Below are 15,754 nucleotides of genomic sequence, written 5' to 3' on the forward strand. Positions count from 1 at the left end.
TCTAACGTTTAGGTTATCGACTTAGCTCGGTAAAAATTGATTCTATGCCATCAGCGAGCTCTTCAGGTTTATCACAACAACATTGCTCGTGGTTACTTTGAGTAAAGGGGCAATGAACCGGACAGCGCTCGGTTTGCTCAGTTGCGTAGTCTGGCATACTCAATAACGGAGATTCGCTAGCGCTGATTAACAAGGTTAAACAGCCTACGGCTGTACCATACCATTGTGATTCCCCGGGCTTTGTCACCACCAAGTCGGCAGCAGAAACTTTACTTAACATTTCCAGTAGTGGCAATTTACTCTGGGCATTTGTCCAAACCCTATACCCTTTGGCTTCAAGCACGTGTTTCAACTCTAAGACATATGGATAAGCATATCCGTCATGGGCATCGGTTAGGCACAAGGCAATTGTCTTCGGGTGTTCAATCGAGTCTTGAACACCCGAATTTCCTTTGTCATTTAAAAAAATAGGAGACTTAGCCGCAGGAAGATGCTCAGTCGGTATGCGTACATCAATGTCGATATTTTTAAAGCCACAGCATTCCCGTAAATAAAACTCAGTAAAGCCAGCGTCAAACTGTTGCTGGGTATCCCACCAGCGACTATGTAAACGACTCATACCACTGAATGTGCTTTGCATGTAATACTCTGTTGACTGCACAAATTCAGGTTTCAGGCTTTGCTCTTTAAATTGACTGAATAAACTTTGCACTGAAATATTCAACATATCGCCAGCGACATTTTCGCCTGCATCGTGAAGAAAACGTGCTAAAAAACACGGCATAAATGCCGTATCAAGGTTCACTATTTGGCTATATTGATTGGGAATGATCTTTTCTGCCAATCCCAGAAAGGCTTCAATTGCGACCAATAAATCATTTGGCCACGCATGAGCAGGTAGGCTAAATGTTGTAATATCTGGGTCAATCAGCTTGATGATATCAACACCATCACCAAAGGTGAGAAAATCAATATGGCTGTCTGGGAATGCTTGGCGAAAATGCCGAAACGCCGCTACGCCGATTGTGGCAGCATCTTTTACACTCAACATACGGATAAGCAATATACGCTCGGACTTTAGCGATGCTGACTCGTTCATTCTATTCCCCCTTGTTGAATTGGATAAACGCTTTATACATTAGCTCAGCGCGAACCCAATCCTCAAGCGTGTCGATGTCTTGCACTAGGTGGCGGGGCAACACAATAGGAATACTGGTTTCACTGAAAGTAGGAATTCCTTTTAAAAAAGCTTCGCTTGTTCCCCAGTAAAATTGCCCTGCATCATGATAGGCCTCTGCTAAATCCTGAGAGCGTTTTGGAATGTCTTGAGGAAAAAAAGGAAACACACCGCCGTTTTGCATTTTAAGTGCCCGCTGTATAGGGAAAGGAAAACTAGTCACGGAAAAGGCAAAATGTTTTAAACTATCAGAAGTTAGCCTTTGGAGCCCTTCTTGTAATGCCGAGATTTGGATAAACGGCGCTGTTGCGTAAATGCAGCATGTATAACGTGGGTTTGTTCCTCGTGCTTGCATTTCCTTAATCGCATGCTGAACAACAGGCGTTGTTCCGGTAAAATCATCAGACAGATCGCCCGGTCTCAAAAACGGTATTTCCGCGCCATAGTCCTTCGCTATTTGTGCTATTTGTTCACTGTCGGTAGATACAATAATCTTGTCAAACAATCCAGAATTCTGTGCCGCTTCAATAGAATAAGCAATTAAAGGTTTCCCACAGAACATTTTACTGTTTTTACCTGGGATACGCTTACTTCCGCCCCTAGCGGGGATAACGGCAAGGTTCATTTAACGAGACTCACTGTAACACTTCATGCAGGCTATCAATTACATGCCGCTGCTCAGACTCCGTCATAGCTGGAAATAACGGCAGGGTTATAGCACCTTGATAAAACTGTTCAGCATGAGGGAAGTCCCCTGTCTGAAAACCTAACTTCTGATAATAAGGTTGTTGATGAATAGGGATGTAGTGGACGTTAACGCCAATCCCTCGGGCCCTTAGTTCGTCAAACACCTGCTTGCGATCATGTTCCAACAGCTCAATCATAAAAAGATGCCACGCACTGCTAGCAAGCGCTTCCTCATTAGGTAGCTTTACAGGCAATGCACGCAATGCATTTACATAAACAATAGCTTTCTCACGTCTGTGCTGAATAAACTCATCTAATTTGTTCAACTGCGATAACCCCAAAGCCCCATGCAGGTCGCTCATCCGGTAGTTATAGCCTAATTCGTGCTGCTCGTAGTACCAAGCACCTTGCTCTTTATCATCAAGTAAGGATGGCTCGCGAGTGATACCATGCTTAGCAAACAAGGTTAAGCGTTCTAGTAAGTTGTTATCGTTTGTTGTTATTGCGCCGCCTTCTGCCGACGTTATCGATTTCACGGGATGAAAACTTAGCACCGTCATATCGCTGTATTGACAACAACCCACAGGTTTACCTTGATACGTCGCCCCAAGCGCGTGAGCTGCATCTTCAATTAGCGTAATATTGTATTTTTCTGTCAGCGCTGCAATAGCTTGCATATCACAACTAGCGCCTGAAAAGTGCACAACAATCAATACCTTAGGGATTTTCTTGCAACGAGCAAGTTTGCTCTCTAATTGTTCTACACAGATATTGCGTGTCAGAGGGTTTATATCGACAAAATCAACCTCAGCTGCGCAATAACGCGCGCAATTTGCTGAAGCAACAAATGAATTTGGAACTGTCCAAACGAGATCAGTCGGCCCCACCCCCGCCGCTAAACAGGCAACATGAAGACCAGAGGTACCGCTGTTTACAGCCAACGCAAACTGGGCATGTGTGTACTCACACAGGGCCTTTTCAAATGCAGGTACTGCTATCCCCTGAGTGAGGAACTGATTTTGGAGGACGTTAACTACCGCATCAATATCCTCTTGATCTACAGCATGGCGCCCATATGGCAACATATTCAAAGCTATTCCGTGACTTTATCTAACTTGCGAAGTTCTTCAACCGATAAAAAATGAGGATTAGTGCCAGAATGATACTCAAATTTCTCTTCTACAGGTTTACCGATTTCCCCAAGTTTATTGCGTTTGTAGTTTATGTTCTTTTCAAAAAATAAAATAGCGGGTGTGATGACATAGTGGTCATCAAACTCTAACGAATGATGTGCCATTTCTTCAGGCACCATCACTTCGTGTAGCTTCTCGCCTGGGCGAATACCTACAAGATCATGATCGCGTGTGCCGCTCATAGACTCCACTAAATCAAGGATTGATACTGAAGGAATTTTCGGCACGAAAATCTCCCCGCCTTGCATTCGTTGAAAATTCCTAACAACAAATTCAACACCTTCATCTAATGTGATCCAAAAGCGGGTCATTTCCGCATGAGTGACAGGTAAACTTGTTTTACCTTGCTCCAATAAAGAGCGATAAAAGGGCACAACCGAGCCACGAGAACCAACAACATTGCCATAACGTACCACTGAGAAGCGCGGCCCTTTGGCTCCAGAAATGTTATTTGCTGCCACAAACAGCTTATCTGAAGCGAGCTTGGTAGCGCCGTAGAGGTTGACCGGATTTGCGGCCTTGTCGGTTGATAAGGCAATCACGCGACTCACATTCGTCGCTATAGCCGCATCAATGACATTTTGCGCGCCATTGATATTGGTTTTAATACATTCGTTTGGATTATATTCCGCTGCAGGGACCTGTTTTAACGCGGCAGCATGCACGACAAAATCAACGTCTCGCATGGCCGAAATCATCCGATCTTTGTCACGTACATCACCAATAAAATAACGCATACAAGGCGCATCAAACACCTGCTGCATTTCAAATTGCTTAAGTTCATCGCGTGAATAAATGATAAGTTTTTGCGGTTGAAAGTGCTTTAAAAGGAAAGAAACAAAGCGCTTACCAAATGAGCCGGTACCGCCGGTAATAAGAATTGATTTATTGTTGAACATTTTTCCATCACCAAGGGTTAAGCTGATTGGGGTTTATCTTAGTGTATATGACTATGAATATTAAGGATATTAACAAGATACGACTAATTCAATAATATACGAATATTGGTACTAACTATTTGGTGATTGTTAATAATATTTCTTTACTGCTTTGCGCCCTCGAATTAACCCACTCAATTCCTTTAACGATTGATTAAATAGCCGTTGCGCGCAATCGACCAATGCATCATTCACTTTAATTTCTGCTTCGCAAAATTGGGCCTTTTGTGCTTGATCTAATGTGCTTAAATAATTGTTAATACACCGGTCACGCTTAACTGACAGAGAGTGAAATGATTGCTCATCCAATGCTTCACTGTTAAGCAAGGCGGTAATTTCCTGATTAAGCACAGATAATTCAGGCGGAGTAAATGGGTGTTCAAGGTTAATTTTATTCACACTACGGATTGACGCTTTTGTCGCTGGGCGTCATAAGCTTCTTGCTTAGCCGCTTCAGGGATCTGCGCCCAAGCTGTTTTAATCGGTAACATCAAATTAATGACTTCGTCCATTATTTGCACACTGTTTTGTACGGTCGCGTCAGTTAATCTTTGCGCCATGTAATCATACAATGAGAATAAATTTTCAGCGACTTCTGCATCATTGCTTAAATCGAGCGTGTCACGAAGATTAATCAATATTGCTGTACATCTACCAATGTGCTGCGCCTTCTCCGCATACTCTTGCCGTTCTATACAGCCTTTCGCGTAAGCCATACGCTCAAGCGCGCCTTGCATTAGCATCAAGGTTAATTTGTGTGGATCTGCCTGGGCAATTTCTTGTTTTAAATTACCTTTTTTATAAGCATTGATACCTTTTAAAGCCATGTTAATTATCCTTTAAACTCTAAGCTGAACCCAAAGCAGCGACCAACGCTGAACCCGTTTGGTTAAGCTGTGCCACAGTCTGATCTAGATTCAAATATTTGTCGCGTAAAATCTGTTCTGATGAGGCCATTCGTAATTCGAATTGCTCTCTTTCATTCGCTAACTGGTCTTTCTGATCTCGAACGGAGCGTTCCCTAGACGACAGCAGACCACTAAAATTCGTATATTGCTCCACATATTCGTACATGCGAACAGCAACACCTTGCTCTTCATCAGCGAATAATGCAGCTATATCATCAAAATTATCTTCAAGGGCGTCGCGCAGTCTGTCCTCACCGCTACCAAAACCATACTTATCTGACGAACCAATTTCTAAGTCTCCGTCGTCATTAAACTCGATTCCCAATTGGAATAGTGTCCCTAAACCAGACGAAGAGACACTAGAGCTAATCATGTTCGACAGTCCCTGCTGAATTCCCCGAATCATCGAGTCGCCGGCAAGGGCGCCATCTTCTTCTAAATCTGAAAGGCCATAACGAGTAAGTGCAGTAATTTGGGTATTCAACGCATTAAAGTTGTCTACAAAATCACGTATTTTTCCCTCTAGACCTTCTGAATCAAAACCGATTTTTAAGCTAGATGTGAGAGGTGTGACACCATCCTCTCCCAATTCTGATAGCTGAGAAACAGTAAATGATACGTTCTCAATCACATTCTCAAATACAGTGGTGCTACTTTCAACTGCGATCCCATCGATGGTCGCCTTAGAATTTTGTGCATTTTTGACGGGAGATAGATAGTCAACGGTTTCAGTAGAGTTGGTAGTAGCCACTCTATTGAGCTCTGCCAAATCATTGTCGTTGACGATAACCAAATCATTCCCTTCCCCTTCAACAGAGGAGGTAAATACTAGCTTAGCGCCACCAGATGCAGTACCGGTATCGATAATACTCGAGCGCACGCCGAAATTATCATCAGCGCTGTTAATAGCTGAGCTAAGTTGCTGCAATGTCATTCCTGCATTCACATCAATGGAGAAACTATCGCTGGTCGCGCCAATCTTAAATGTTAAACTTCCAGAAGGCGGGTCAAGTAAAGTGGGTTGGGTATAAACAGGATCGCTGGTACTGGAAAAACCACCGTCAGCGGCATTGTCAGTTTCAATACGACTACCACTGGCTATTTGTGTCACAGCGATAGCATAGGTTGCTTCAACGGCACTATTTGAAGCATCCGCGGTAAACGGCTCTATATTTTCGCTAGGGTTTTTAATAGTCGGTTCGCGACCTTTTAAGTTCGCATCGCTTCGCAGTTCGTCCACGCTATCCAAAAACTCTTTCATTTTAGATTTTAGCGTGCCAATACTCGAAATTTCAGCGTCATAAGACTCTTCTTGTGAATCTAGTCGTTCTTGCTTAGGGGCACGTTCTGCCTCTAACAATTGACTCACTAAAGCCTCTAAATCAAGTCCTGAGCCGACTCCTAGCGATTGAATTGACATAATTACCTCTTATTTAGATACACATGCGTTATGCCTGCTTATCAAAAAACATACCTACTGCTGAACCAACATCCATCTGCAACTCTTTGATACGCCGTGATAAACTCAACACCTCTTCAGTCGGGATTTGTCTAATAATATCCCCACTATCAGAGTCGGTCACCTTAACCACTTGTTTACCACTATCGTCATCCACCGAAAAATTCAACTGCTTATTTCTCGTTTGAACAAACTCAATCACCTCTGAAATCGCTTCTTCCAAGTTTTGCTGATTTGGTTGCAACGCCTCATCTAGTTCTTTATCGGCGGTTAGCAAAATCTCTTTAGCTTGCTCGATATTGGCTTCCTTTACTGAATTCGATTCAAATAAAGTTGCACTGGTTTGCCGAGAAGCAGCTACGTTTTCAGAGTTTGTATCGTCTGCAAAAATAGCAACATTCTTGCCAACTTGTGAAAGATTAATATCCATAATGTCCCCCTAAAACAAGGAAGGGAACATGGCATGTTAATATCCTATGTTCCCTCTTCATAAATCCTATCAACCGAACACTATTATTCAGTATAAACTATTTTTAAATGACCACTGAGTAAGGCAATTATCCTAAGAGGCTTAAGGCGGTTTGGGGAGCCTGATTTGCTTGACTCAAAACCGAAAGTGATGCTTGCTGAATAATTTGATTACGAGTCAATTCAGCGGTCTCTGCAGCAAAATCCGTATCGCGTATACGTGAGCGTGCACTGGATATATTCTCAGATATATTGCTTAAGTTACGAATGGTCGATTGGAAGCGATTTTGCAACGCACCTAAGTCAGCACGAACCCCACCAACAACCGAAATCGCTTCGGAAATAGCCTGCAATGCGGCTGACGCACCATCAACCGTATCCACGTTTAAATCATCGATATTTAAACCTGTAGCCCCAAAACCATCATTGCGTGACAGATTCACTGAAATATTTTGGTTACCGTTTGCGCCCACCAAAAAGCTAGCTGAGAAGGTACCTACCAAAATATCCGTCGTTCCGAACTGTGTGTCGGTTGAAATACGTGTAATTTCAGACTTAAGAGCGGACACTTCTTTTTGCAGGGCAGCTCTATCGGCATCTGAGTTAATGCCGTTCTGAGATTGCACAGCTAGCTGACGAATACGTTGTAGAGAAGACGTTACTTCTCCTAAGGCGCCCTCAGCGGTTTGCGCTAACGAAATAGCGTCGTTTGCGTTTCTTGCTGCTTGATCTAGCCCTTGTATTTGGGTTGTTAAACGATCGGATATTTGTAACCCTGCTGCATCATCTGCCGCTCGGTTAATACGAAACCCTGATGATAAACGCTCAAACGACGTATTGAGTGACGCGCCTGAATTGAACAACTGACGCTGAGCATTCAATGACGGTACGTTAGTATTTACGAATAATGCCATGATAAAACCTCCTGGAAACCTACCTTTAGCCTATTAAGCTCAGTAAGCCCGCCTCAAAATTCAGTTGCAATGAGCCTCCTCATTGAAACCGCCTCACTACGTTTTTGCTTGGTACCTCTACCTCACAAAAACGCTACAAGTGATTAGTTAGATCACCCCTCAACTAATGTTATCGACCACAACTTCAGCAACTTTAATTTTTATACGACTTTTTTTGAAAAAAATTTCTGCCAGATCGGAATATATAAAACAACGCAATAGAAACTTATTGGCACGCAAAGTGCTTATCCAGAAGGGTGATGCAATAAAAAATTGAGAAACGCCAAGAACTTGGCGGGGAAATAAAAAAGGCCGGGCCAAATGACCCGACCAAATTGCTCACGTTAGGAGAACGAGCAAAAAAGTTTCTGTCCGACTGGCAGATCAGAGAATGAATACTGGCCTCTCAACCAAACTTCTACACTCTCAGTTCTGTTGGTCGGCGTTTTTGCGCAACTCCAGTCACGCATCTTCCCTGACAAAATGAAGCAACCGTCCTTGGTTACTTTCAGGGTGGCCTCTCATTTCCTACCCTCTGAGTAATTCTTTAGCAAATGACATTTAACTAATAGGTTAACTGTACATCGTGCATGTCAGCGATAATGAGAGTATCGCAGCACCTAACAGGTCAATACTGCCGGTTAGACGGCAAATTTTGTAAAATAAGTTGCCAAACTTTGCCGCTCATCGCCACTTATTGAGAACGAACGGGGCGTTTATGAAACTCCCCTGATGATTAAATTATATTCACTCATCAGTTCATACGGCCTATTTCAATCATCTTTATAGTGACTACCTAAGACTTACGTTTCATTGCTTCATTGAAACGCTAGTACGAAGAGTATTCGGTATCAATTTTCTGGCAAACTCTTATAAAGGAAGCAACGGTCCTACATTTTATAAATAGTGTTTCGGTACATTCCTAACAACAGCTTGCTCTAAACTGAATTTCATTAATTAATCCATAGTGCTAAAACAAGGTGGCTCTAACCAATTATCACGTAGAGCAAATTTTCCTGAAACTCGTTTTGGCACACAACCTGCTTTACTATATCGCCAACTGGTACCCTGGTTGGCATGTTTTGTCTGTGTTACCACACAGCAAAATGTATCGAGCGAAAGCTCTAGCTGACAGGCAGGTTTGATGGCCTAAACCTCAAAACCTCACTACCTCCTGGCGTCTTCCTTGTCTGTCAGCCATTTCTAAGTTACTTCATTTTCATCATCAAATGCCACCTACACCATAGAGTAAGCAGCACCATTTAGCTTTATCCTTGCAACAATTGCAGTGCTGACTGAGGTCTTTGGTTCGCCTGGCCTAACACAGTGATACTCGCCTGTTGGATAATCTGCCAACGCGTAAGCTCTGCGGTTTCTACGGCAAAATCAGTATCTCTAATTCGACTACGTGCTGCTGAAACATTCTCAGAAATATTACTTAAGTTACGTATTGTAGACTGGAATCTATTTTGTATTGCACCGAGATCAGCGCGCTTTGCATCGATGATAGAAATGGCTTCTAATACTGCAACCATGGCCCTTGAAGCATCAGCGACTGTTGCCACGGATATGTCTTCCCCGTCAAATAAACCTGCAGCACCAAAACCGTTGGTACGCGATATGTTTATACTGATAGTTTGACCTGGGTTTGCTCCGACTAGAAAAGCCGACGAGTAATCACCACCCAAGATATTTACCCCACCAAACTGCGTGGTAGCGGCAATACGGCTCATTTCAAATTTCAACGCGTCGACTTCTTTTTGCAGAGCTAAACGATCTGCGGATGCATTGATCCCATTTTGGGCCTGTACTGCAAGCACTCGAATACGCTGTAACGCTGTAGTCACTTCGCCTAACGCGCCTTCAGCGGTTTGCGCTAAGGAAATGCCATCGTTGGCGTTTCGGACAGCCATATTAAGACCTAAAACTTGAGTAGTGAGTCGGTTAGATATTTGCAATCCTGCCGCGTCATCTTTGGCGCTATTAATTCTAAAACCAGATGACAATCTTTCAAACGACGTATTTAAGTTGTTGTTCGACGTGAATAATTGACGGGTAGCATTCAACGACGACACATTCGTATTAACGAATAAGCTCATTTTCTTTCTCCTAACGATTTTTTTTAAACCATCACCCGACTATTGATTTTATTATTGTCGTGGTGAACACAGGACCTTGCTTTAATTATTATTGGTCTCTGTTCTAGCGCTGGCTTATTATTTTTATGAGTTACCTAGCGACTATGTTTAAGTTATCGAACGGACACAGAAAATCCTTTAGCAAAAAAAATGACTAAATATTTTTTCTTTTTTAATTCATTAGGTTACGAGTAAAAATAATTGCAAAAAAAGCCGAAGGATAACCTTCGGCTTAACGCTCTTACGTTAGGAGAGAGTGAGCGGACTCTCAACTGATTGGTTCTTTTTAACCTGGTGCACTACCTCCTGGCTTCAAAGCCCCAAGCAGTAGGGTCTCGAAACCTAGGTTAACTAACCAATTAACCTAGTAAAGATAAAGCTGACTGAGGACGCTGATTAGCCTGGCTCAGTACGGTTAAACTTGCCTGCTGAATGATTTGGTTACGCGTCAATTCTGCAGTTTCTGAGGCGAAATCAGTGTCACGAATTCGTGAACGTGCACCTGATACGTTCTCAGAAATATTTGATAAGTTACGAATAGTTGATTGGAAACGGTTTTGCAGCGCACCCAAATCAGCTCTAACGCCACCAACTGAAGATATGGCTTCTGATATTGCCGTCAACGCAGCTGATGCACCTTCAACAGTGTCGATGTTTAAATCGTCAATGTTCAATCCTGCAGCACCAAAACCATCGGGGCGAGACAAGTTTACTGAAATGTTTTGTCCACCGTTCGCACCAACAAGGAATTTAGCGGAAAAGGTTCCATCTAGAATATCCGTTGTACCGAACTGTGAATCAGTTGAAATACGTGTAATTTCAGATTTAAGCGCAGACACTTCTTTTTGCAAAGCAACACGGTCCGCAGATGAGTTAATCCCATTCTGAGATTGAACCGCCAACTGACGAATACGTTGTAGTGAAGAAGTAACTTCACCCAATGCACCTTCAGCGGTTTGCGTCAATGAAATCGCATCGTTAGCGTTTCTTGCTGCTTGGTCTAAGCCCTGTATCTGCGTGGTCAAACGGTCAGTGATTTGAAGACCTGCAGCGTCATCTGCTGCACGGTTAATACGAAATCCTGATGAAAGACGTTCAAAAGAAGTATTCAAGCTAGAAGCTGAATTGAATAATTGGCGTTGTGCGTTCAAAGACGACACGTTGGTATTTACGAATAAACCCATGGTTTTCTCCTACACTCTCAGTCCAGTTTTCACTGGCAACCGAAAATCTAAATCGGTGGTTAAATAACACTAATTAGTATGATGACTTGTTAAATAAATCATCATTACTGGCTCTCTCAGAAATGTTATCGACGGTAGGAAAATTCTCTTTAACAAAAATTTGCCGTTTTTTAAGAAAACGGCAAACTATTGCCGCTTTGCAATTGCTAACCAATTGAGTTTCAATGGTTTTATTGAACCAAAATGATTAAAAATAATGCAAATTAAAAATATTAAGCGCCTAACTTACGCTCACAAGCATCATGCATTTACCGATTTATGCGACTTTAGGGGGGCGCTATATTGCTGCTATCGAGTGGCAAGCAACCATGTAAGTGGTGATGGTGTAATAAATATCGTCACTTTAACCACGAATACTGAGGTGAAATATACACAGCGTATTAGTCTTCCCAGCACAGATCTGCGGGACCCTAAGTTAAGTATTACCCCAAAGGGTGAGTTGATGCTGTTAGCTTATGCGCGTAGATCGGCATCTTCCCACCGTTTAGGGCTGTTGGGAGAAAATACCCCCGTCATCTGGACATCACAAGATGGTCTCAGCTGGTCTAGTCCGACAAACATAGGTGAGAAACATTGGTGGCTGTGGCGTTTACGTTGGCATAACAATAGCGCCTATGGTTTGGCATACAACCGCTCAGCAAATGCAGTGCATTTGTACTCAGGCCAACCTAAACAAAGTTTTCATCGTGTTAAAAGCAATGTATTTAGTTTGCAAACGCATAACAGGGGCTACCCCAACGAAAGTGATATGTGCTTTACAGATAACGGAACCGCTTATGTTATTTTGCGCAGAGACAGTGATACATACAGCGCACAACTTGGAGTAAGCCAAGCGCCTTACACGCAATGGCACTGGACAGATTTAGGCTTTTACTTAGGTGGGCCAAACATGCTCAAGCTTGATGAGCAAAGCGCGTTGCTAGCGGGAAGAGTTTTGTACAAAAATAAGCTGGTTACAGCAGTGCTGAAGATAGAATTCAAAAGTGCCAGAGTGACACCGCTCAAAATACTGCCATCGTCAGGCGATAACAGCTACCCTGGCATGGTTAGGCGCGGAAATACCTTATTCGTTAGCTATTATTCAGCTCATCAAGACCAGCAGGCCCACATATATTTAGCGGAGTTAACGCTTTAGGCGTCGAAAACGCACCACTACGCTATATACAACGACTTATCCTGAGATAGCTAAATCCCCCTAACTGATGTAATCAAAAAGCGAAAGCCCTGTCACTTTCGCGAATGTGGCTTGGGCAGCTTGCAGAGCAGCCTCTTGTTTGCTTAATTCAGACACAGCCTCGGCATAATCGACTTCTTCGATATTTGCTCTGGCTGTTTTGTTCGATATTTCGAGATCTAAATTTGAAGCAAACACCGACTGAGCGACATTGAGTTTCCCGCCCAGCAATGAAATAGAGTCCGCTATGCTGGTTAAGCTGTTGTCAACGCCAATCAATGCATCACTAATAGCCTGAGCATAATCTTGATCCGATATATTTTCATCGTTAAGACTGTTATAAAAATCGTTCAGCGTTTCGGCAATATTCTTCTTTTCTGGCTTTTGTAGAGCATAATTAACCGTATCACCTACCACCCCTTCGATGGTGAACTCTTGTCCTTTAAATTCAAACGGCTCACCACTTATGAAAGGCTGGGTACCGACCACAGCTCCCGTGCCAACATTGGTAATCGTGACTTGATCAGCCGCGCTAATACTGATTTGAAACTCGTTGTTTGCGGCGACGACAGGATCATAATTTTGTGAATGAAACTGATCGAATTCATTTTGTGTGCTGATCCGCGTCGACGCAGACGCTACACCACTTGAAGAAGTGATTTGGCTATCTAGGCGCGCGTAAACGTCTTCAAATACAGTCTGTCCAGAATTATTCATGGCAAGAGAAAACGTATTCGAGATTCGAATTTCGTTTAAGCCTTCATCTCCTTCAAACGCATATTTGTTACCCGAAGCCCCGGCAGTATAGCTAAACGCAGGGGTAGCAGATTGATACCCAGCAAAAATATACTCGCCATTTGCACTTTGGCTATTCATGGCGTCAAAGATTTGATCTCGAATTTGACCAATTTCAATCGCAATGGCTTTTCGGTCGTCAACATCAAGAATACCGTTGCCAGCCTGGATCATAAGCTGACGAGCTCGCTGAATATTATCCGTAACATTGCCGAGTATGGTTTCTTCCTGCTCAATACTATTGGTCAACAAATTGTTGTTTTTGTTGTATTGATTGATTAAGTCGATTTCTTCCGTTAAGCGAATAACTTGAGCTGATCCGACCGGATCATCCGACGGTCGAAGTAATTTTTTACCTGTCGATAGCTGTTGCTGAACATCAGATAAATCGTCTTGATTATCCAGTACAGCACGAATGCTTCTATCGTATAACTGACCAGTGGAAATTCGCATTATAAACCTCTCACGTGTTTCATTATCTCACCATACTCAAAATGGTATCGAACATTTCTTGCGCAGTATTTAACAAACGCGCTGATGCTGCATACGATTGCTGAAATCGCACCAAGTTAGCAGCTTCTTCATCTAAACTTACCCCTGATACCGAATCAAACCAGTCTTGAGATTGAAGCTTTAATGCCTCTCCCGCCTTAACAGCAATATCGGCATTCGCAGACTTTTGCCCTATATCGCCAACAATGTTTGCATACGCTTCATGAAAACTCACCGGATCGCCTGAGCCAGCATTATTCAATTGCATTCCGTTTACATTTTGTAAATTAGCCATAATCAAACCGTTGCGGTTATCATTTAAGCCATTTGCATTGTAGCCAATTGCAAAGGTATCCCCAGCTTTAGGTTCTCCCTGTAACGTAAAGTCATAACCAGGGTAATTGTCTAGCGCATCAAATGCAGCTGGCCAACCTGGGGTATCTGCTGCTTGTGCCAGCAAATTGTCTAAAGAGGAAATACCGCTGACCGTTGTAATAATAGTGCCTGCGCTATCAAGTACTTCATATTCAGTGGCTGAATTAAAACGCACCGATGCTGGTGCGCCTACACTACCGCCTGGCGCCGCTCCTGGAGCATGAATTCCACCAGCACCATCAAAACCTGAAGAGCGCGCATCAAAAGGCGAAGTATCTACAAAGGTGTTGGTCACGGTTGTTGATACTAATTCCGCTCCGCCCAGATTGTCATCACCGGCTTCCACCCTAATTGGACTGGCAAGTGCTAAATCTTCGGGACGGGTTGTAAACACTTCGATTTTGTCAGCCACGTCTTTAGTCGGCTGTAGCAAAAATTGATCGCCGACTGCATACCCCGTTCCTTTAGAGAACTCTAACTCCATGCCCCCAAGCACCTCACTAAACACACCGCTTTGGGCCGTTAGACCTGGGTAACTTTGAGAAATCGGTACACCATCAACATCCGTTACCGGTGAACCATCAATGTTTAGCAAGGCCACCGTTACATCTATAGTGGGCGGAACGCCCGCTGTCACGCCATCAATAGTGACATGATAATCTGCACTGGTAATATCGCTCGCCCCGCCTTGAGAGATACGACCATTGACGATAGACGTGTTATCGGTATTAGTAGGGTAATTTAAACCTGTGGTAATGGGGCGCGTAAAAATTTCTCCCCCTAATTGCTGGTCAAAATCCATACCTGCTCGGTTTTGCGTGTTCACCGCTTCAGTTACTGCCAGCGCTATCTGACCGAGCTCTCGACGACTTGGCTCTAAAACCTCATCGCGATACCGAAACAAGCCGCCGATAGTGCCCCCCAGCTCAGTCTCACTTAAATTTAATGAAGTGGGTTTGCCATTACTGGTTAGCTGCAATGATTTGTAGCTAAGATCGGCGCTATTGTTGACTTCAAATACGCTAAAAGTACCATCTTGCATCACCAATGATTCACCTGAGGTGAGGTTAATCATAATGGAGCCATCGTTATTGGAGCTCTCACGCGTTTCAATCGATACTAAACTACTCAATTCTAAGACTGCGGCATCTCGCTCGTTCATTAGTGCGCCAGGCACATCATGACGGTTATTCGCCTGGGCGATACGAATAGACTCGTTAAACGATGCAATCGATTCAACTAACGAGTTGACCTTATTTAAGGAATCAGTGAATTCAAAGTTAATCTCGCGCTCTTTGTTCGTCAAAAACGTTGATAAGGTTCCCATTTGCCCAAGCATGGACTCAGCATCACCTAGCACAAGTTGACGCGCTGACATATTCGTTGGGTCATCATTTGCGGTTTGTAGGGAAGCGAAGAAGCGACTCATACTCGCTGAAATACTGTTTGCTTCACTCGCAAACACATTATCTAAAACAGCGGTTTTAGTCCAATAAGCTTCGTGCTCAGCAAGGTTAGTCGTGTCACGGCGCAATTGGTTTTGCGCAAAGGTATTCATGACCCGCTCTGTCGTGTATTGCCCAACCCCACCCGTTAACTGAGCAACAAAGCTTGTACGTTCCCGCACATAACCGTCAGTGTTCACATTGGCAATATTGTTACCTGTGGTACTAAGTAATTGGTTACTTGCCTCAACACCAGAGCGGGCAATGGATACTAAATCCGCCGTTCTAATCATTTTTTATACTCCGCA

The 15,754-nt window shown here is 43.3% G+C and carries 14 protein-coding genes; 1 reads left to right on the forward strand and 13 read right to left on the reverse strand.

Annotation, left to right across the window (positions count from 1 at the left end; genetic code table 11):
- Window positions 1–13: 13 nt before the first annotated feature.
- From GCHA_RS15915 to GCHA_RS15965, 11 genes are all read right to left on the reverse strand, one after another.
- The gene (locus GCHA_RS15915) at window positions 14–1,099 is read right to left on the reverse strand and encodes a glycosyltransferase family 9 protein (RefSeq protein WP_007990040.1); all 1,086 of its coding nucleotides are present in this window, start codon (window positions 1,097–1,099) and stop codon (window positions 14–16) included.
- 1 nt (window position 1,100) lies between these two features.
- A complete protein-coding gene (pseF, locus tag GCHA_RS15920; protein ID WP_007990042.1) occupies window positions 1,101–1,802 on the reverse strand; it encodes a pseudaminic acid cytidylyltransferase in 702 nt (233 codons plus the stop codon).
- A 10-nt stretch (window positions 1,803–1,812) separates the two neighbouring features.
- Window positions 1,813–2,949 (reverse strand): UDP-4-amino-4,6-dideoxy-N-acetyl-beta-L-altrosamine transaminase, encoded by a 1,137-nt coding sequence (pseC, locus tag GCHA_RS15925; RefSeq protein ID WP_007990044.1) that lies wholly within the window; start codon window positions 2,947–2,949, stop codon window positions 1,813–1,815.
- 8 nt (window positions 2,950–2,957) lie between these two features.
- A complete protein-coding gene (gene pseB, locus GCHA_RS15930) occupies window positions 2,958–3,956 on the reverse strand; it encodes a UDP-N-acetylglucosamine 4,6-dehydratase (inverting) (protein ID WP_007990046.1) in 999 nt (332 codons plus the stop codon).
- Window positions 3,957–4,085: 129 nt separating this feature from the next.
- The gene (locus tag GCHA_RS15935) at window positions 4,086–4,394 is read right to left on the reverse strand and encodes a hypothetical protein (RefSeq protein ID WP_007990048.1); all 309 of its coding nucleotides are present in this window, start codon (window positions 4,392–4,394) and stop codon (window positions 4,086–4,088) included.
- Window positions 4,391–4,822 (reverse strand): flagellar export chaperone FliS, encoded by a 432-nt coding sequence (fliS, locus tag GCHA_RS15940; protein ID WP_007990050.1) that lies wholly within the window; start codon window positions 4,820–4,822, stop codon window positions 4,391–4,393. Before fliS ends, GCHA_RS15935 begins: the two co-directional genes overlap by 4 nt.
- A 19-nt stretch (window positions 4,823–4,841) precedes the next feature.
- Window positions 4,842–6,323, reverse strand: coding sequence for a flagellar filament capping protein FliD (fliD, locus tag GCHA_RS15945; RefSeq protein WP_007990051.1), 1,482 nt, complete (start codon window positions 6,321–6,323; stop codon window positions 4,842–4,844).
- A 28-nt stretch (window positions 6,324–6,351) separates the two neighbouring features.
- Window positions 6,352–6,792: a flagellar protein FlaG gene (locus GCHA_RS15950; RefSeq protein ID WP_007990052.1), complete on the reverse strand. Its 441-nt coding sequence runs from the start codon at window positions 6,790–6,792 to the stop codon at window positions 6,352–6,354.
- A gap of 127 nt (window positions 6,793–6,919) precedes the next feature.
- Complete coding sequence (locus GCHA_RS15955; protein ID WP_007990053.1) at window positions 6,920–7,744, reverse strand: flagellin N-terminal helical domain-containing protein; 825 nt, start codon at window positions 7,742–7,744, stop codon at window positions 6,920–6,922.
- A 1,307-nt stretch (window positions 7,745–9,051) separates the two neighbouring features.
- Window positions 9,052–9,882 (reverse strand): flagellin N-terminal helical domain-containing protein, encoded by an 831-nt coding sequence (locus GCHA_RS15960; protein ID WP_007990054.1) that lies wholly within the window; start codon window positions 9,880–9,882, stop codon window positions 9,052–9,054.
- Between the two features lie 398 nt (window positions 9,883–10,280).
- The gene (locus tag GCHA_RS15965; RefSeq protein WP_007990055.1) at window positions 10,281–11,105 is read right to left on the reverse strand and encodes a flagellin N-terminal helical domain-containing protein; all 825 of its coding nucleotides are present in this window, start codon (window positions 11,103–11,105) and stop codon (window positions 10,281–10,283) included.
- Window positions 11,106–11,361: 256 nt separating this feature from the next.
- Here GCHA_RS15965 and GCHA_RS15970 point away from each other — a divergent pair, with 256 nt between their 5' ends.
- Window positions 11,362–12,300 (forward strand): hypothetical protein, encoded by a 939-nt coding sequence (locus GCHA_RS15970; protein WP_007990056.1) that lies wholly within the window; start codon window positions 11,362–11,364, stop codon window positions 12,298–12,300.
- A gap of 60 nt (window positions 12,301–12,360) precedes the next feature.
- On the opposite strand, the gene flgL is transcribed toward GCHA_RS15970, so the two are convergent.
- Both flgL and GCHA_RS15980 read right to left on the reverse strand, forming a co-directional pair.
- Window positions 12,361–13,587 carry a flagellar hook-associated protein FlgL gene (flgL, locus tag GCHA_RS15975; protein WP_007990057.1) on the reverse strand — a complete coding sequence of 409 codons (1,227 nt, stop codon included), beginning with the start codon at window positions 13,585–13,587 and terminating at the stop codon, window positions 12,361–12,363.
- A gap of 22 nt (window positions 13,588–13,609) precedes the next feature.
- Window positions 13,610–15,739 (reverse strand): FlgK family flagellar hook-associated protein, encoded by a 2,130-nt coding sequence (locus tag GCHA_RS15980; protein WP_007990058.1) that lies wholly within the window; start codon window positions 15,737–15,739, stop codon window positions 13,610–13,612.
- Between the last annotated feature and the right edge of the window lie 15 nt (window positions 15,740–15,754).

This window comes from Paraglaciecola chathamensis S18K6 (assembly GCA_000314955.1).
GTDB lineage: Bacteria > Pseudomonadota > Gammaproteobacteria > Enterobacterales > Alteromonadaceae > Paraglaciecola > Paraglaciecola chathamensis.

Coding starts and splice junctions, on each gene's coding strand:
- GCHA_RS15915 (WP_007990040.1), bottom strand. CDS start 1,099: ATGAACGAGTCAGCATCGCTAAAGTCCGAGCGTATATTGCTTATCCGT.
- pseF (WP_007990042.1), bottom strand. CDS start 1,802: ATGAACCTTGCCGTTATCCCCGCTAGGGGCGGAAGTAAGCGTATCCCA.
- pseC (WP_007990044.1), bottom strand. CDS start 2,949: ATGTTGCCATATGGGCGCCATGCTGTAGATCAAGAGGATATTGATGCG.
- pseB (WP_007990046.1), bottom strand. CDS start 3,956: ATGTTCAACAATAAATCAATTCTTATTACCGGCGGTACCGGCTCATTT.
- fliS (WP_007990050.1), bottom strand. CDS start 4,822: ATGGCTTTAAAAGGTATCAATGCTTATAAAAAAGGTAATTTAAAACAA.
- fliD (WP_007990051.1), bottom strand. CDS start 6,323: ATGTCAATTCAATCGCTAGGAGTCGGCTCAGGACTTGATTTAGAGGCT.
- GCHA_RS15950 (WP_007990052.1), bottom strand. CDS start 6,792: ATGGATATTAATCTTTCACAAGTTGGCAAGAATGTTGCTATTTTTGCA.
- GCHA_RS15955 (WP_007990053.1), bottom strand. CDS start 7,744: ATGGCATTATTCGTAAATACTAACGTACCGTCATTGAATGCTCAGCGT.
- GCHA_RS15960 (WP_007990054.1), bottom strand. CDS start 9,882: ATGAGCTTATTCGTTAATACGAATGTGTCGTCGTTGAATGCTACCCGT.
- GCHA_RS15965 (WP_007990055.1), bottom strand. CDS start 11,105: ATGGGTTTATTCGTAAATACCAACGTGTCGTCTTTGAACGCACAACGC.
- GCHA_RS15970 (WP_007990056.1), top strand. CDS start 11,362: ATGCAAATTAAAAATATTAAGCGCCTAACTTACGCTCACAAGCATCAT.
- flgL (WP_007990057.1), bottom strand. CDS start 13,587: ATGCGAATTTCCACTGGTCAGTTATACGATAGAAGCATTCGTGCTGTA.
- GCHA_RS15980 (WP_007990058.1), bottom strand. CDS start 15,739: ATGATTAGAACGGCGGATTTAGTATCCATTGCCCGCTCTGGTGTTGAG.